The 17,625-nt window shown below is 42.8% G+C and carries 21 protein-coding genes; 20 read left to right on the forward strand and 1 reads right to left on the reverse strand.

Going from position 1 to position 17,625, the window contains the following annotated elements; translation table 11 throughout:
* The first annotated feature begins 13 nt into the window (after positions 1-13).
* The 20 genes from rbfA to A7D23_RS00755 all read left to right on the forward strand — a co-directional run bounded on the left by rbfA (position 14) and on the right by A7D23_RS00755 (position 15,652).
* Complete coding sequence (rbfA, locus tag A7D23_RS00665; protein ID WP_015044118.1) at positions 14-388, forward strand: 30S ribosome-binding factor RbfA; 375 nt, start codon at positions 14-16, stop codon at positions 386-388.
* Complete coding sequence (locus tag A7D23_RS00670; RefSeq protein ID WP_025205413.1) at positions 369-1,364, forward strand: bifunctional oligoribonuclease/PAP phosphatase NrnA; 996 nt, start codon at positions 369-371, stop codon at positions 1,362-1,364. The genes rbfA and A7D23_RS00670 overlap by 20 nt, the downstream gene beginning before the upstream one ends.
* Entirely contained in the window at positions 1,348-2,232 is an 885-nt protein-coding gene (gene truB, locus A7D23_RS00675; protein ID WP_025205415.1) for a tRNA pseudouridine(55) synthase TruB, read from the forward strand. Before A7D23_RS00670 ends, truB begins: the two co-directional genes overlap by 17 nt.
* A gap of 34 nt (positions 2,233-2,266) precedes the next feature.
* Positions 2,267-3,211 carry a bifunctional riboflavin kinase/FAD synthetase gene (locus A7D23_RS00680; RefSeq protein ID WP_025205416.1) on the forward strand — a complete coding sequence of 315 codons (945 nt, stop codon included), beginning with the start codon at positions 2,267-2,269 and terminating at the stop codon, positions 3,209-3,211.
* 95 nt (positions 3,212-3,306) lie between these two features.
* Entirely contained in the window at positions 3,307-3,573 is a 267-nt protein-coding gene (rpsO, locus tag A7D23_RS00685; RefSeq protein ID WP_015044114.1) for a 30S ribosomal protein S15, read from the forward strand.
* Positions 3,574-3,792: 219 nt separating this feature from the next.
* Entirely contained in the window at positions 3,793-5,931 is a 2,139-nt protein-coding gene (locus tag A7D23_RS00690; protein WP_025205418.1) for a polyribonucleotide nucleotidyltransferase, read from the forward strand.
* Positions 5,932-6,180: 249 nt separating this feature from the next.
* Entirely contained in the window at positions 6,181-6,936 is a 756-nt protein-coding gene (locus A7D23_RS00695; protein ID WP_019226876.1) for a polysaccharide deacetylase family protein, read from the forward strand.
* Between the two features lie 13 nt (positions 6,937-6,949).
* Entirely contained in the window at positions 6,950-8,158 is a 1,209-nt protein-coding gene (locus A7D23_RS00700) for a D-alanyl-D-alanine carboxypeptidase family protein (RefSeq protein ID WP_242837046.1), read from the forward strand.
* Between the two features lie 41 nt (positions 8,159-8,199).
* Positions 8,200-9,462, forward strand: coding sequence for a pitrilysin family protein (locus A7D23_RS00705; protein ID WP_019226878.1), 1,263 nt, complete (start codon positions 8,200-8,202; stop codon positions 9,460-9,462).
* A 77-nt stretch (positions 9,463-9,539) separates the two neighbouring features.
* The gene (gene dut / locus A7D23_RS00710; RefSeq protein ID WP_019226879.1) at positions 9,540-10,001 is read left to right on the forward strand and encodes a dUTP diphosphatase; all 462 of its coding nucleotides are present in this window, start codon (positions 9,540-9,542) and stop codon (positions 9,999-10,001) included.
* 186 nt (positions 10,002-10,187) lie between these two features.
* On the forward strand, positions 10,188-10,928 hold the full coding sequence (locus A7D23_RS00715) for a LytTR family DNA-binding domain-containing protein (protein WP_141690618.1): 741 nt from the start codon (positions 10,188-10,190) through the stop codon (positions 10,926-10,928).
* Positions 10,913-11,413, forward strand: a complete 501-nt coding sequence (locus tag A7D23_RS00720; RefSeq protein WP_025205420.1) for a hypothetical protein — start codon at positions 10,913-10,915, stop codon at positions 11,411-11,413. Before A7D23_RS00715 ends, A7D23_RS00720 begins: the two co-directional genes overlap by 16 nt.
* Positions 11,394-12,257: a GHKL domain-containing protein gene (locus A7D23_RS00725; protein ID WP_019226882.1), complete on the forward strand. Its 864-nt coding sequence runs from the start codon at positions 11,394-11,396 to the stop codon at positions 12,255-12,257. The genes A7D23_RS00720 and A7D23_RS00725 overlap by 20 nt, the downstream gene beginning before the upstream one ends.
* A 4-nt stretch (positions 12,258-12,261) precedes the next feature.
* Positions 12,262-12,714 (forward strand): accessory gene regulator B family protein, encoded by a 453-nt coding sequence (locus A7D23_RS00730; protein WP_025205421.1) that lies wholly within the window; start codon positions 12,262-12,264, stop codon positions 12,712-12,714.
* Between the two features lie 118 nt (positions 12,715-12,832).
* Entirely contained in the window at positions 12,833-12,964 is a 132-nt protein-coding gene (locus A7D23_RS15435; RefSeq protein ID WP_083221836.1) for a cyclic lactone autoinducer peptide, read from the forward strand.
* 47 nt (positions 12,965-13,011) lie between these two features.
* On the forward strand, positions 13,012-13,551 hold the full coding sequence (locus A7D23_RS00735) for an SH3 domain-containing protein (RefSeq protein WP_019226932.1): 540 nt from the start codon (positions 13,012-13,014) through the stop codon (positions 13,549-13,551).
* Between the two features lie 25 nt (positions 13,552-13,576).
* Positions 13,577-14,143 carry a hypothetical protein gene (locus A7D23_RS15440; protein WP_019226931.1) on the forward strand — a complete coding sequence of 189 codons (567 nt, stop codon included), beginning with the start codon at positions 13,577-13,579 and terminating at the stop codon, positions 14,141-14,143.
* A 458-nt stretch (positions 14,144-14,601) separates the two neighbouring features.
* The gene (locus A7D23_RS15445) at positions 14,602-14,733 is read left to right on the forward strand and encodes a cyclic lactone autoinducer peptide (protein WP_083221837.1); all 132 of its coding nucleotides are present in this window, start codon (positions 14,602-14,604) and stop codon (positions 14,731-14,733) included.
* 108 nt (positions 14,734-14,841) lie between these two features.
* Positions 14,842-15,288, forward strand: coding sequence for a hypothetical protein (locus A7D23_RS00750; protein ID WP_019226742.1), 447 nt, complete (start codon positions 14,842-14,844; stop codon positions 15,286-15,288).
* Between the two features lies 1 nt (position 15,289).
* The gene (locus tag A7D23_RS00755) at positions 15,290-15,652 is read left to right on the forward strand and encodes a hypothetical protein (RefSeq protein ID WP_019226743.1); all 363 of its coding nucleotides are present in this window, start codon (positions 15,290-15,292) and stop codon (positions 15,650-15,652) included.
* Between the two features lie 428 nt (positions 15,653-16,080).
* Here the strand turns inward: A7D23_RS00755 and A7D23_RS00760 are convergent, their stop codons facing one another.
* Positions 16,081-17,616, reverse strand: a complete 1,536-nt coding sequence (locus A7D23_RS00760) for an IS66 family transposase (protein WP_019226744.1) — start codon at positions 17,614-17,616, stop codon at positions 16,081-16,083.
* Between the last annotated feature and the right edge of the window lie 9 nt (positions 17,617-17,625).

Here is a 17,625-nt window from a genome sequence, read left to right on the forward strand (position 1 = left end):
GGAGGTTTTCTGAATGGCTAAACACAGGGCTTTTCGCCTGGCAGAATCGATCAAAGCAGAAGTGGCACAAATGATCCGGGAGGATATCAAAGACCCGCGGCTTGGATTCGTGACCGTCACGGATGTGGAGGTAGCTGACGATTTAAGGCATGCCAAAATATTCGTCAGCGTATTGGGAACAGAAGAAGAAATGAAAAGCAGTTTAGATGTTTTAAATAAAGCATCCGGATATCTGCGCAGCGAACTGGGTAAAATCATCAGCCTGCGCTATTTTCCCGAGATCACTTTCAAGTATGATCAGTCTATCGAACATGGCGCCCATATTTCCAAGCTGCTTCGTGAGGTTGGCGCGAAAGGTGAATCCAGCGATGGACAAGACGACGAATAAGGTGATCTCAGAACTGGCTAAAAAATTGGATACAATCTCCGAGGCTGCACTGCTTACGCATATATCCCCGGATGGGGACTGCATTGGTTCAATGCTTGCTTTGGGGATTGCCTTAGAAGGTCTGAACAAAAAAATATGTTATTATAATCCTGGGTTTCTGCCGGTGAATTTGAAGTTTCTTCCGGGTGTGGACAAGATATGTTCTGTTCTGCCTCCGGAAGAGTTTCCAGAAACCCTTATTTTTATTGACTGCGCTGAAGCGGAAAGGGCGTACAGTGGTCTTTGCCCGGAGTTTCTTCAGGGGAAAACGGTGATTAATATCGATCATCATATTTCCAATAACGGTTTTGGTACGGTTAATTGGATTGACGCCGGCGCAGCCGCCACAGGTGAAATGATTTTTCACCTGCTGGGTGAAATGGGAGTTTCCATGACCAAAGAAATTGCAGAGAATCTCTATACTGCGATCATCACGGATACAGGCAGATTCAGCTACAGCAATACCACAGTCGAAAGTTTCAGGATTGCTGCGGAATTGCTCAAAACAGGCCTTGATCTTGTTCAGATCAACAATATACTGTTTGAACAGAAAAGCTTGGCTCAGACCAGACTGCTGCAAAAAGCACTGACGAACCTGGAACTTCATCAGCAGGGAACGATGGCTGTCATTGTTCTGACCAGAGAAGACTTTGAAGAAACAGGTGCAGATGAGAGCTTGAGTGAAGGCTTGGTGAACTATGCACGCAATATTGAAAAGGTGGAAGCTGCTGCGCTGTTAAAAGAAATTGCCCCGGATGAAATCAAAGTCAGTTTCCGATCCAATACCTGGCTTGATGTAAATCAAGTTGCGAGCCGGTTCGGCGGAGGCGGACACCGGCGGGCATCAGGCTGTTCTATTAATGGAACAATGGGTCAAGCCAGGCAAATGATTGTATCCGCACTTGAGGAGGCCCTGAACGTTGGACGGGATCATTAATGTTTTAAAACCTGTTGGCATGACCTCCACAGACGTTGTTAGGTGGCTGCTTCGAAAAACAAAAGCCGGCAAGGCAGGCCATATTGGGACGCTGGATCCCGGAGCTACCGGGGTGCTTCCGATTTGCCTTGGCAAGGCAACGCGGCTGGCAGAATACCATAGCGACCAGGGAAAAAGTTATAGAGCTGAGATTACACTCGGAATCACGACAGATACGCAGGATACTTTCGGACAGGAACTATCGAGGATTGTGCCTATAGTATCACGAGAGCAATTTGTAAATACACTGGAGAATTTTCTTGGTGTCATTGAACAAGAACCACCGATGTATTCCGCTGTCAGAAAAAATGGCAGGCGTCTGTACGAATATGCCCGCCAGGGGATCGATGTTGCAAGAGAAAAAAGACAGGTTGAGATCAAGCGGCTGGATCTGGTGGAATGGCATGAAGAGAAGTTTCCAAGAGTTCTATTCGATGTGGAATGCTCCAAAGGAACGTATATACGCACTTTATGTCACGATATTGGCGCTGCCCTGGGTTGCGGTGCACATATGTCCTTTTTGCTTAGATTAAGCGCAGGCAAGTTTACGCTGGATTCCACCTACACACTGGAAGAGATTGACCAGGCGCTTGCCGACGGCGATGAACACATGCTCCTGGCTCCGGAATGGGGACTCACACTGCCAAAGGCAAGTATACCGGCCTATCGGCTTGCCGCTTTCCGAAACGGGCTTTCTACCGGAGGGGATCTTGTTAATGCTGAAGTGTACGGGGAACAGCTTCCTGTTCAGGTATTTTGTGAGGGACGTTTTATTGGCGTAGGGAATTGGGAAAACGGATGTTTATGCCCCAATAAGGTCATGGGTTAGCAAAGGTTAACAAGGTACTAGGGGGTAAAGGTTTTTGGAAGTTTGCACTTTGATTCCGGGACAAAAATTTGAGCCGACTGTGCTTGCTCTGGGGAATTTTGACGGTATACACCTAGGACACCAGGAGCTGTTGAAGGACGGCTTGGAGAAAGCACGTTCACTGAAGACATTGTTTTCAGTTTTACTTTTTGATCCCCATCCGCTGAAGGTACTTCATCCAGATAGAAAACTGGAATTGATTACTGGCAAGGATGAGAAAATTATGCTATTTGAGAAATTTGGCGTAGACAAAGTGTTCTTATTGCCTTTCTCTCTGGAATTTGCCGAGACAACACCGCAGGAATTCGTTGAAAATATTCTGCTGAAAATCGGGGTCGTTCATGTTACCGTTGGTTTCAACTACTCCTTCGGCTGTCATGGCAAAGGAAAACCTGGCGACCTCGAAAAGTTTGGTGAAGCTTACAATTTTGGGGTAAGTGTTGTCCAAGCCCAGATGCTTGACGACAGAGTGATTTCTTCGACCGAAATCAGACGTGCACTTCTGAACGGGGATATCGATCTAGCCAAGTCGATGATGGGACGCGCACCTACGATTATCGGAACGGTGGTTCACGGTGACGGGCGGGGCAGAGATATTGGATTTCCGACAGCCAACATAGAGACGCATGAGGACTTGCTAATCCCGAAAAATGGTGTGTATGCCGTTACTGCAGAAATTGACGGTAGGATCTACGGCGGGATGATGAATATCGGGATTGTACCGACCTTTAAAACCGGCCAGGAGAAGATCATTGAAATCCATTTTTTTGATTTTCACGGAGATTTATATCGGAAGGACTTATTTATAGATATTCAGGCCAGACTGCGCGCTGAAAAGAAATTCAGCGGAGTCAGGGAAATCACAGAGCAACTCGGCAAAGACATGGAAGCGGCAAAACAAAAGCTGCAAAAACAAAACTTTACAAAATTTATGGAATAAGTTAAAATGACAAAGGTAACCGCTGACTGGGTTCGACGAATCTCCACCGTCTTACTTGGCAGCAGGCGCTTAAAAAATATGGAGGTGCAGAACCAATGCTTACACCGGAGAAAAAGAAGGATATCATTGCGAAGTTTCAGCAGCATGAAGGAGACACAGGTTCACCCGAGGTTCAGATCGCTCTTCTCACTACAAGAATCAGTGAGTTGACAGAACACTTCAAGACCCATAAGAAAGATCATCATTCCCGCCGGGGTCTTTTTAAATTGATTGGACAACGCCGTGCAATGCTGAACTACCTCAAGAAATCCGATTTTAACCGTTACCGCACAGTAGTCACAGAACTCGGCTTACGTCACTAAAAGCCATCGAAAATATTTTGGTCATTCAATTTATATGTTGATATTTACAGGAGCGTGTTCAGCGCTCTTTGTATTTATGTATTAGGGTATTTATCCTTAAGAAAAATTGTCCGGATTGTTTTTTTTGTTCGGGTGCAGGAAATAATAAATAATATGTCGAACACATTCCGGATATAAAAAATTGTGAATAAAAGAAGCGTATTTAAGGAGGTTTCCAAAGTGACTCAAGAAGTCTTGGAACGCTCGCTACAGGTTGGAGGCAGAAACCTGTCGTTTGAAACCGGTATCATAGGTCGTCAAGCCGGTGGGGCAATTTATGCCAGATATGGAGACACAGTCATATCTGCATTTGCAACGACCAGTTCTAAACCACGAGAAGGGATCGACTTTTTCCCTTTGACTGTTGATTTGGAAGAACGTTTTTATGCCGTAGGAAAGATTCCCGGTGGATTCATCAAAAGAGAAGGCAGACCTAGTGAGAGGTCCATATTGTCGTCAAGACTGATAGACAGACCGGTCCGTCCGCTTTTCCCGGACGGTTACCGCAACGATGTACAGATCAGTGCGATGGTCATGTCCGTCGATCAGGACTGTGCACCGGACGTAACGGCTATCAACGCAGTTTCGGCTGCGCTCACGATTTCCGATATTCCTTTTCTGGGTCCTATTGCCGCCGTGGTTGTCGGGCTTGTCGACGGCGAGTTTGTCGTTAACCCGACGGTAGCCCAAGCGGAAATCAGCAAAATGCAGCTGACTGTTGCTGGAACCAAAGATGCGATTATGATGGTCGAGGCTGGTGCCAAGGAAGTTCCCGAGGATCAGATGCTCGAAGCGATCATGTTTGCGCACGAAGAAATTAAAAAGATAGCAGAATTCATTGAGAGATACAGGGAAGCAGCCCTGGAAGTGGGACTTGCCAAGGCTAAAAGAGAAGTCACTCCGGTCGAGATCCCTGCGGAAATATCCGAAAAGGTCCTGGCGTGGGGTCATGACAAGCTCGATCAGGCTATCCGTATTGAAGAAAAACTGGCCCGCCAGGAAGCTGTTGACAAGGTCAAAGCAGACGCGCTCGAAGTTTTCGCCGAGGAATTTCCTGAGGACTTAAAATTAGTTACGAAAATATTGGATGACCTGACCCATAAAATTATCCGCAAGCTGATTACCCACGAACATATCAGACCTGATGGCCGTGCTTTGGATGAGATCAGACCGATTACGATTGAAGTCGGACGTCTGCCGAGAACACACGGCACCGGTTTGTTTACGCGCGGACAGACACAGGTACTCACGGTTGCGACATTAGGAGCTGCCGGTGATGAGCAAATCATCGACGGTCTGGGATTGGAAGATTCCAAACGTTATATGCATCATTATAATTTCCCGGCCTTCAGTGTCGGCGAAGTCCGTCCGAACAGGGGACCGGGCAGACGTGAGATTGGTCACGGCGCTTTGGCTGAACGTGCCCTGCTGCCGATGATTCCTCCGGAAAGTGAATTCCCGTATACGCTGCGTCTGGTTTCCGAAGTATTGGAATCCAACGGATCGAGCTCCATGGCTTCCGTCTGCGGCAGCACACTCGCTCTAATGGATGCTGGGGTTCCGATTAAGGCTCCGGTAGCTGGGATTGCGATGGGATTGATCAAAGAAGAAGACCATTTTGCGATTCTTACCGATATTCAGGGTTTAGAAGACCACGACGGTGATATGGACTTTAAAGTAGCCGGTACTGCCGAGGGCATTACAGCACTGCAGATGGATATCAAGATCAAAGGCGTCAACCGTGAAATCCTCGCTCAGGCTCTGGCTCAGGCCAAGGCTGGCAGGATGTTCATCCTGGATAAAATGCTGCAGGTCCTGCCGCAGCCCAGACCGAATCTCTCGCCATTTGCACCGCGAATTATTACCTTTACCATTCATCCTGACAAAATCAGAGATGTCATCGGACCAGGCGGCAAGATCATTAAGAAGATCGTAGAAGAAACCAAGGTCAAGATCGATATCGAAGATGACGGACAGGTATTTATTGCTGCGGTTGACGGTGAAGCCGGAGACAAGGCAGCTGAGATTATTCGCTCTTTGACGCGGGACATTGAAGTCGGGAAGATCTACAAAGGCAAAGTTGTCCGGATCATGGATTTTGGCGCCTTTGTCGAAGTCATTCCAGGTGTGCTTGGACTTCCGGGAAAAGACGGCCTTGTGCATATCTCCCAGCTCGATGTGAACCGCGTGAACAAAGTAGAAGATGTCGTCAAACTTGGCGACGAGATCATCGTCAAGGCTACCGGCATTGACAAGCAGGGCAGATTGAACCTGTCCCGTAAAGAAGCTCTCGGACAGAGCCAGGGCCAGAAAGAATAAGGAATTTTTGCGAGCTTAGGCCTGCAATCATTAATTAACAAAGCTGACTAACTTCAGCTTACAGAAGGCGTCTCATATAATTGAGGCGTCTTTTTTCTATCTGGGCGTTATGGTACTGAAATTAATGTCTCCGTAATGCATAACCAGCGTCAAGCGGAGCACCCGCCTCAAATAAGTATTTAATAGTCAATATAGAATAACGTCTGTATTACTTCTCATCGTCATATTAATGTAGGGGAGGGGATGCAGATGTCATTTTTTCCTCTGACTAAGATCAAATTTAAAGTAATTACCCTGCTGGTTGTGTTTATCGGTCTTACCTTGATGCAAAGCCGGGTCGTTGGAGTCAGCAACCAGAATTTGCCTGTTCCGATCGATCAAGTTCAGACAGATAATAAAATCATTGCGCTGACAATCAATGTCGATTGGGGGGAATCGTATATCCCGGAAATACTGGATATCCTCGACCGTTATCAGGCCAAGGCAACTTTTTTTGTGACGGGGAAATGGGCCGCCAAACATCCCGAACTCATTCAGCAGATTGCAGCAAAAGGCCATTTGCTCGGCAATCACAGCTATTCCCATCCGCATCCGGACAACCTGACTGTGGTTCAAAATAAAGAAGAGTTAAGCAAGACGGAAAATATAATTAAAGAAGTGACCGGGTGCAAAACAATATACTATGCCCCTCCGTATGGGGAAAAAGGGAAAAATGGACTTCAGGCAGCAGATGAACTGGGCTATACGACCATCCTCTGGACGCTGGACACGATTGACTGGAAGCTGGAGAGCACGCCGGAACTGATAACCCAGAGAATTCTGGATCCTAAAATACGATATGGCGTAAAACCGGAGAAAAAAGGTGCCATTGTCCTGATGCATCCCAAGAAAAATACAGTCAAGGCGTTGCCCGATATCTTAGCCGGTTTAAAAAATGAAGGTTTTAGTTTCGTAACGATAGAAAAATTAATAACAACTGGATTAACAGGAAATACTACTCCTTGAGCAAAATGAAGGGGTGGTACAATTGAAAAAAAGATTCTTGGGCATAATTCTGAGTTTGCTGACCATGATGCTGACAGCAGGCAGTCCTCTATATGCCCAAAATACCAGGTTGTCCGGAGAAATGACGATCGAGACGTCCAGTTTATCCAGCGGAAAATGGACGCTTCCATATGTAACAGCGCATTCGGCAGTGCTGCTTGACGCGGAAACAGGAGAGCTACTATATGACAGAGACGGGAATGTCCAACGGCCACCCGCCAGCACCACCAAGATTATGACCGCAATCCTGGCTCTGGAGCTGACAGAGCCTGAGGAGATAACCACGGTCAGTGAGAAAGCAGGCGGTGTTGGGGAATCTTCTATCTATCTGGACAAGGGGGACAAGATTAAGATTGGAGAGTTGCTGGAAGGGGCGCTCTTAAGCTCCGGCAATGATGCGTGTGTCGCGCTCGCTGAAAAGACCGCGGGAAGCCAGGATGAGTTCATCCGGCTGATGAATCAGAAAGCAGCCTCACTGGGCGCTTATCGCACAAATTTTGTAAATCCGAACGGTCTGCCCGATCCAAATCATTATTCCACGGCGTTTGACCTGGCCCTCATCACCAGATATGCGATGAATGCCCCTCAATTTGCCGAAATTGTAAGCCAAAAATATTCAGTCATTAACTTTGAGGAGCCCCGTAAGTCTCAAAATGCCAAAAACACCAATAAACTTCTGTGGAATTACCCTTTGGCGGATGGTGTAAAAACGGGAACGACCAATGCAGCCGGGAAATGCCTGGTCGCGTCAGCCAGTAAAGACGGGCGGAGACTGATCTGCGTTGTACTGAATGCCCCGGATCGTTTCGGAGATGCCCAAAGACTTCTGCAATGGGGCTTTGATTATACCGGAATCATTGAAATAGGGAAAAAAGGGGACGTTGCAGGCAACTTTCCGATTTCAGATACGGAAATTCCGCTGGTTCTAAGCGAAGATATCCGGCTCTGTCTTGAAAAAGACATGATCAAAGGCCTTAAAATGCAGATAAACCTAAGGACGGAAATTGACTATCCAATTAAAGAGGGAGACATTTTGGGTCATTATCAAATTTATGCAGAGAATAAACTTCTTAAAGAAGTACCGCTCCTGGCACAGCATGATGGGGAAAACCCAGGTAATCTTCCCGGAAAAGTCCGAATCTTTGTGGACGATTTACTGGATTTCTTTTCTAAGAAAGGATAAACTAAATAGAGCGTTATCAAAGTGCTTAAGGAGGAAGATCATTGCATCGAAAACACGTATTGCCTAACGGGGTCCGAATCATCACCGAAGAGATTGATTATGTCCGTTCCGTGGCGATTGGGATCTGGGTCGGAACAGGATCCCGCAATGAAACGGAAGGGTATGAAGGTATTTCTCATTTCATTGAACATATGTTTTTCAAAGGAACCGTAAAACGAAGTGCACGTCAGCTTGCAGAATCTCTGGAAGCAGTCGGCGGCCAGATTAATGCGTTTACGACCAAGGAGCTTACCTGTTATTATGCCAAAGTGCTCGATGAGGACATCTCACTGGCGATTGATGTCTTAAGTGATATGTTTTTTAACTCTCTCTTTGATCCGAAGGAGATGGATAAAGAAAAAAATGTTGTCATTGAAGAAATCAAAATGTATCAGGATTCTCCGGATGAGCTGATCCATGATCTCTTTTCCCAGTATGTCTGGCATAAAGACCCGCTGGGCAAACCGATCCTCGGTATTGAAGAAACCATTCATGGTTTAAGCAGTGAGAAGGTCAGGCATTATCTAGAGACGCACTATACACCTGATCAGGTCGTCATTGCGGTAGCCGGAAAAATCAAGCATGAGGATATCATCCGCCAGCTAGCCATGTTCGGTGATTTTCAGAGACAAAGAACAGATTCCATCAAGGAAAACCCTCAGGGGACGACCTTCCGAAAAACAATGGGCAAAGATACCGAGCAGATGCACCTGATTGTCGGGGTTCCGGGTCTTGGGCAGGATCATGAGGATATCTATGTGATGCATGTGATCAACAGCATCTTAGGTGGAGGGCTTAGTTCACGCCTTTTTCAGGAAATCAGGGAACAGAGAGGTCTGGCTTATTCCGTCTATTCCTATCACTCCACCTATGCCGACACCGGTCTGTTTGCGGTGTATGCAGGCACGAGCCCCGGGAATACGGATGAAGTCATCAAATGCATTCTCGATGAATTGAATAAATTAAAAAGAGAAGGATTAACTGAAGAGGAACTCATGAAAACGAAAGCCCAGATCAAGGGCAACCTTTATTTGGGGCTAGAATCTGTCAGTAGTAGAATGAGCAGACTCGGCAAAACAGAGCTGTCTTTCGGCGAAGTAAAAACACCGGAAGAGGCAGTCGAAAAACTGGAAAAGGTCACCACGGCCGATATTACGAGAGTGATGGAGCGTCTCTGGCAGAAAGACAAAATCAGCATCCTCACGCTGGGACAGAAGGATTATCATTCGGATATTGAAAAACTAGTTGATGAAGCCTTTGCCTAATTACTAGGTGAAAAGACAGAATGAAGAAATAAAAGAGATAAAAACAGATAAAGGAATAAAGAAGAGGAAAAATTAGGATGGAAGAAACGGTTAAAGTTAGATTTAAACGAATTTCGGCCGGGGATACCCAAAAGCCTGAAATACCATTGTATGCAACCGCGGGGGCTGCCGGCGCAGATCTATATGCCTGTCTGGACCAGAAAATGGTGGTGCGACCAGGGGAAAGAGTGAGAGTCCCGACCGGTATCGCTATAGAGCTGCCAGGTCCGCAAATCGCAGCTTTTGTATTTGCCCGCAGCGGCCTAGCGGATAAAAAAGGGCTTACCTTGAGTAACGGTGTCGGTGTTATTGATTCTGATTTCCGGGGTGAAATCAAAGTATTAATGATCAATCTCGGGCAGGAAGACGTTACGATCAGCAACGGCGATCGAATTGCCCAGATCGCATTTATACCCGTCTGTAGGACTGCTTTTTACGAAGTAGAAGACCTTGGGGATACAGCCAGAGGTGAAGGGGGCTTTGGGTCGACGGGAGTCTAAGAATTATGTGAACAAGACGAAGCATAAATAAAAAATAATTAGGTAACGACCCTCTTAGTATGGGTCGTATTTTTTTTACTAAGTTTCTGAGAATATAAGAGGCCGTTAAAGAAGGATATACCATATTTGCATAGAATTGTAAAAGATATATGGATATTTTTACATTATAGTTGTTGGAAGGTGATTTTGTTGTATAAAGCCGTTATTGTAGAAGATGATGTATTTTTTCGGCAGAAACTCGCAACGGTGATTTCCTCCACTTTAGATATTGAAGTCGTCTGCACATTTTCCAGCGGGGAAGAGTTCCTGATGCAAATCAACAAAATGCATCCTGATATTCTGTTTTTGGATATTGGTTTGCCAGGAATCTCCGGAATACAGGTAGCTGAATTAGTCAGGGAGGATTATCCGTACATGGAGATCATCCTGATCACAGCGGATGAACATTATCTCCAAGAGGCTGTACGCCTTTATGCCTCCGACTTCATCACCAAACCACTGGATATCGCAAGACTGAACCAAACGATGAGCAGAATTATGAAAAAGTCATTGATTCCAGGCTTACTGATTGAATTAAAAACGACTGATTCAGTGGAGATATTAAGGCAGGAGGAGATTTGTTTTGTGGAAGCAATGGCGAAAAAGAGTATCATTTATACCATGAAAAAAACCCTCACCTGTCTTCATCTGATACGGGAATTAGAGGAACGTTTGGATAAAAGACAGTTCTTTAGAAGCAATCGCTCCTATTTAGTCAATCTGCGATGGATTGATGCGGTCAGACCAACCTCCAGAACAACTTTTCAAATTACTTTTCAAGGTATAAAAGAAAGCGCTTATCTTCAAAAGAAACGCTATCCAGAATTCCGGGAACGTTTGAAACTATTTTTAGGAGAAGGTGGACAGAGTCAATGGCGCAGCGTTTAATAGAGATTATTATTTTTTCGATTCCTGAATCTATTGTGATCCTTTATTTAGCTTTTAGTATATTGGGTAAGAAAATTAACATGCTTAAAATGATAGAAATGGGATCCGTACTCGGGGTTGCTGTGTATATCTCACGTTGGATAACGGGAAGTTTTATCTTAAATATTGTAATATCCGCGTTAATGATTATTTTCCTTCTAAAGACCTTGGCCTCAATCCCGGTTTTTGAAGCGGCAGCCGTCGGTTTATTAGCTATTTCTTCGTATTTATCGATCGAATTTGTCAATGTGAAGACCTGGCAGATTTTTTCAGGTGTCAGCCCAAATTTGATCGAAGAAGATTTACTTCTTAAAATTGTCTGGTTCATCCCCCAAATCCTTGTGATGTTGGGACTTCAGTTGCTCATCGGGCATTTTACCCGAAATAAAAAAACAATAAACCGAAAAAGTTCAAAGGAATTCAGGCATGAAGATCAATATTTATAAAATATCTATTTTTGTTTTCGTTATACAGGCTCTATTCACCGTGATTCTGCTGAACAATGGTTATATGAAAAGTTATTCCTTCCTTCAGCCTGTGCATGCAGAATTACTGGAGTTGATTTTTGGCTTTATCATTATTTTATTAAATTTAGTTGCCGTAGTTGTTGTCAAATCTTTGTACATGAAAGGGCTGGAAGATGAGAAACTGAAGTCAACTGAAATAAAATATGCCAACCTGATTGAGCAAAATCGCATTTACCGTCAGCATCATCATGATTTGAAAAACCATCTCACCGTCATTCATGGCTTACTGAGTCTTGAAAAATACACTGAATTAAGTGAATACCTGGATTCTTACATTCACTCTATAAACGATGTTTTATTGAAGGTCGATACAGGCGTTGATGAAATGGATATCCTTTTTACTTCTGAAATTCAAGAAGCGAAGCATAAAAATATTGAAGTCAATTTAGTCCTGAAAACGAAAATCAAATGCAGCAAAAGGCATGTTCTAGATCTTGTAGGGATATTAGGGAATCTATTCAACAATGCAATAGAAGCCGTTCAGGAATTGGATCTTTCTTCCAGAAAAATCAGTATTATTTTTTACCAAGATCCCTTAGAATACACATTCCAATTCATTAATCCAATGTCTGCGACAAACGCCAACTCTGATAGACTTTTTGTAAAAGAAGGTTTTAGTACCAAAGGAGAAGACAGGGGACAAGGTTTAGCGATCGTAAGTAAGCTTGTTGAGCGATTGGATGGCAGTATAAACATTGACACTGCCAATCATCAATTTAGAATCATGGTAGAAATCCCCAAACATAACCTGGAGGAAGGGTGAGAAATTGTTCAGTTTAGAGGAGATTGCTCATCATCTGACTGCAAATATGACTAAAGACAGCACGATGGATACTGCTCAAAAAGCGAAAATAGAATACGGATTATCCTTGACACTTGGCGTGATGATCGAATTTGTTTTGACGGTAGGTATATCCGCTTTTTTAGGGTCAACTGTTTATACACTCGTAATAATGCTTTCAGCTTTAGTTTTAAGGGTGTTTACCGGCGGGTCCCATTGCTCCAGTTACCGGCGTTGTCTTGTGTTTACAATACTAATTTTTGTCGGTTTATCATTAATTACCAAAATAATTGCAGTCAATACTCCTTTCAATGGAATAATTGAAATGTTCTTATTCCCTGCGATTATCGGCATAGCCGTTCAGGGATTTATGTTGACTGGCATCGGTAAAAAGTTTGTAACAGCCAGTGATAGGGGCATGCAAAGAATGAAGATTTAATCTGAGATGTCATTTCATTCCATCAAATGATAATTTCATTCCAAAATCAACCATCCATTGTATATTTCATATAAACTATGACTACAGCATCCAAAAATATACAAAGGAGTTGAAAGGTATGGGGACTACGAAGAAATTCAGATTTTCAATTATTTTACCCGTATTGGCGTTTATCGGGGCTATCGGGATCATAACGCCGAATTGCCTGGGATGGTTTTATGAACCGAAGAGACCTAAAAAGCTGAATTAAGAAAAAGTACATTTACAATTTACTTTATTAAAGGAGGTAAAGATACAATGAAAAGAACAAAAAGAACAATGTTTACATTTGCTTTTGTTCTTCTACTTTTATTAGGCTTACAAGTTCCGACATATGCAGCACAAGACGGACAAATAAGAAAAGTTACTACTGGTGGAGTTAATATGCGTTCAGGACCTGGTAGTTCATATTCAGTTATAATGACATTGTCTCAAGGTGAAGCACTTGCTTACCAAAGCACAAGTGGCGATTGGGATTATTTTAAAGGATGGAAGTATACAACAAGTTCTATCGTAAATGGTTATGTCCCTTCCGGGTCTGCTGTATCGTTTACTTTAGCAACAGCCAAATATGCTTTAAGCATTTATTCATCAGAAAGCGACTCAAGTTATGTTGGTTATGATGTACCTGCAAATGCGTATCTAAATGTTGATACAATGGCGTTCAACAGTTATTCCAATCTCTACTATCTAAGATTAACATCGTATGTTTCCGGAGGAACTTTGAATTATCAAAACGGGTATGTTCACACTAATTTTAGAACGTCTTCACCGTCAAATTATTATATAAACATATAGTTTTTTAAAAGAAGGAGGGATTTACATGAAATTTTCGTTTAACAAAATAGCTATTGTATTAACAATAGTCGCGATCATGTTAATCGGGAGTATAGCTGTTTATGCAAGTAGTAATATACAATCACCCAAGATTGCTTCAATAACCAAGGTAGAACCAAATAAAGTCCTTCGTGGCACTTGGAATTTAACTGTGACAGAAATAGCATTTTATCCAGGAAGCACAGTTCCAGATCAAAAGGGTGCGTCTATTACAATTAAGATGGACAATGTTGATGGACCAGGGAAATCTTTTCTGCCAACTGGCTTCATTACTGCTTTAGTCGGAGAAAGTGGCAAAGTTTATGAATTGGACACGAATCATCCGTTTGATAAATTATATACCTCTAGTCAAGATGCTATGAAAATGGAAGCGAAAGAAAAGGGGATGAATTACGAACCGGGAGTCTTTAAAATTAAAGCACACTTGATGGTTGATAGAAGCGAAAAAAACATTTCCAAAGTAATCTATCAAAATGAGAAAGGAGAAAAAATAGAAATACCTATTCAAGGGATTACGCCGGTAGATGTTCAGCCTAATTCAGACGCAAAATAAATAAAGTAGGAAGAAAGGCTGCGGATTTGAACGTAGCCTTTTTTAACAAGCACTATTATCATGAGTTCGTACATGTTCATGTCTGGGAGGAAAGCGTGAGAAAAAAGTGACCTTTTCTCGATAAAACGGGCACTGGGTTTTCTAACGAATTCTCATGAACTCTCAATATTTCGATTTGGAAGCAGAAGACCGCCCTCGCCGGGTGGCAGAAGGCCATTGTCATTGAAATGTGCTTATCGCCTGCGATTATCGGCATAACCGTTCAGGGATTTATGTTGACTGGTATTGGCAAAAAGTTTGTAACAGCCAGTGATAGGGGCATGCAAAGAATGAGATTTAATCTCAGATGTTATTTCATTCCATCAAATGATAATTTCATTCCAAAATCAACCATCCATTGTATATTTCATATAAACTATGACTACAGCATCCAAAAATATACAAAGGAGTTGAAAGGTATGGGGACTACGAAGAAATTCAGATTTTCAATTATTTTACCCGTATTGGCGTTTATCGGGGCTATCGGGATCATAACGCCCAATTGCCTAGGATGGTTCTATGAACCGAACAGACCCAAAGAGTTAAGGTAAACACTACAATCTAGGGCGCTTGATACAAAAGAAGTTTTGTTGTCAATTTATGGAGAAAGTATCTGAATAGTAGATCCTGTTTTTGAATAATGGAAAGAGGTGATAAACATGAATAAAAAGAAACTAGTTTCAAGGATTGGATTATGTGTTGGAGCATTAGCCCTCGTATTGATTGTGGGGTATTCGGGAAGCGCTTTTTCCGATAGCAATAACAAGTATTTAGATAAAGAATACTCCGTCAAAGAATCAATTCAAAGATCTTTTGACTTGGACAATCAAGGCCTAAAGCCAATTTATTTAAGAGATCTATTTGATGATAGCATTGCAACAGAAAGTGATGAAGTTAGATCAAAGCTTATTTCATGTTATAAAATGCTACGTCAAGAAAATGAGATTGCCCAAGGAGACTTTAAGCCCATATTTTACCTGGACGGAAAAGAAAAAGTATTTATAGGGGTATTGCATCCGAATGATAGCATTACTCTTACCGAATTTGATATATCAAAAGATAAACCTGAAAAAATCGATAAAAAGGTAAAGGAGGCAGCGAAATAAGATGAAAAAGAAGCTAATTCCTTTATTAACTTTAACTATTATCTTATGTTCTTCAGTAGCAGCTTACGCTGTAACAATGTCAGGTAGCTCTTCAATTCAAACTGGATATATCAATATGACCTGCACATCAACTACCACTACAAGTGAATCGTGGGCGAAATGGGTTTTAAACGATTTTTATCAAGATGGCATACTTCGGAATAACAGTGAAAATAGTAATTTGACTGGAACGTCTGTATCTACTTCATGTAATGCACTTAATATTCCAGGAACTCAAGTTTGGGAATGCTATGGGGAACATGGAATAGGTCTTGATGACGGCACTGAATTAATTAAATATTCATATGCAACTAAGAATTGGTAAAGAATACCACGAAATACACCATTCAAACGAAAACATATGATACAGTGGAAGCTGTATTACAGGGAAAATAACATTATAGAAAAATCTAATGTTTAATATTTTTAACTAGTACAGAAGTATAGATTTCAGAGCTGATAAAAATTAATTATATGACTACTTTTAGTCTACTGCTTACGCCTGATAATGGTTACGGCAGTAGGCTGTTTTCTAATGTATCTAGTTCAATTCATTCTTTCAATATTTATCATATCTGGGAGGAAAGGATATGCATTTTTCGACGTCGTCGTCTTTGGGACAAACCTGAGCGTATAAAACGAAGACTCCATGATGTCAACCGATTTCCCACGAGAATGTTTTTCCGCTGTAACCGTCAAATAAGCGGGTGTATAGAAATAGAGCAAAGAACAGTGTAAACTGAAATCTTTGCTCTATTTGCAGATAGCTTGAATTTTCGGATTCCACGGAAGATAACTTTCAAGAATCTCTGGATACTGCCCAAACGGTTCACCCGGTAAGCGATCAAAAATATAATCAAGGTATTTGTATGGGCTTAATCCATTAGCCTTGGCGCTTTCCACTATGCTGTAGACTGCAGCACTAGCCTCGGCACCTTTGGGACTGCCACTAAATAGCCAATTCTTGCGGCCAATTGTAAAAGGCCGAATGCAATTTTCAGCGAGATTATTGGAAATTGAGCAATTTCCATCCTTCAGGTAATTTATCAGATCTGGTTTACGGCTTAAGTCATAATTTATTGCCTGGCTCAGTTTGGATTTTGGTAGAACTTTATCCGCAGTGGAATCAGCCCATTCCCAAAAAGCATCAAGTACCGGTACTTCCTGCTCCAGTCGCTTAAGTCTTCGTTCATCACTTGTCAGATTCTCCAGTGTTTTTTCTATCTCAAAAAGCTTATTGCAATAATTTATTCCTTGACCCGAAAGGGTATCATCCGGTCCGCGAATATCCTTCGGCAGGGCATCAACGAAGTTTCTTCTCAGATGCGACCAGCAAAGGCAGCGGGTAATGCGCTCAACTTTTTGGTAACCACTGTAGGCATCCGTATGTAAAAATCCCGTAAATCCTTTAAGAAACTCCTGCGGGTAAATTCCATTTCTTCCTGGCTCATACTCAAATATTCGAATGGGATGTCCCGCATCTTTTGCTGTAGTGTATACCCACATATAGGAATCGCTCGTATTCTTCCGGCCTTCTTCATTCATGACCTGTACAGGTGTTTCATCGGCATGTAGATAGCGTTCCTTAAGAAGTTCAGTATGCATCAGGTTTAGGATGGGGCTAAGCCAGTCACGGGATGCGACCATAATCCAATTCGCCATGGTTGCGCGGCTTAAAGACAAACCGAGTGTCTTCCATTCTTTTTCCTGCCGATATAGCGGCATAGCATTTACGAATTTCTGATGCATGACCCAAGCTACTGTGGAAGATGTCGCCAGAGAGTGTTGAATAACGGGATCTGGCATTGGGGATTTTTCCATATAGGGCAAACCATTTTTGCGGCAGCTACGGCATTCGAAGGTCTCCCGGTAAACATCGATCACTTTCAGTTTAGCCGGAATATATTCTACCTCTGTACGTACGAACTCTTCGCCTACCGAGACCAAAGCTGTGCTGCATGTCTCACAGAAGCGTTCTTCTTCGACAAGCGTGCAGAGTTTCTTCTCATGCGGCAGGTTTTCTAAAAGCTCCATTCGCCCATCTTTTGCTTTTTTTCTCTGGTACCCATTAACTCTTTTTAAGTCAGGTTCTTTAACCTTTGGATCGGATTCCATTTCCGCTTCATTAAAAAGAGACATCTGTCCTAAAGATAGGGCGGATGTCTTCTCTGAACTGCGGCCATATAGTTTGCGTGTAAGATGGTGAACAGTTTCCAGGAGAAGTCTGTTTTCCTTCTCCAATTCGGATATGCGATTTTCCAGAGTCTTAATCTCTTGAGACGTACTCATTAATCACAA

This window comes from Dehalobacter sp. TeCB1 (genome assembly GCF_001707455.1).
Lineage (GTDB): Bacteria > Bacillota > Desulfitobacteriia > Desulfitobacteriales > Syntrophobotulaceae > Dehalobacter > Dehalobacter restrictus.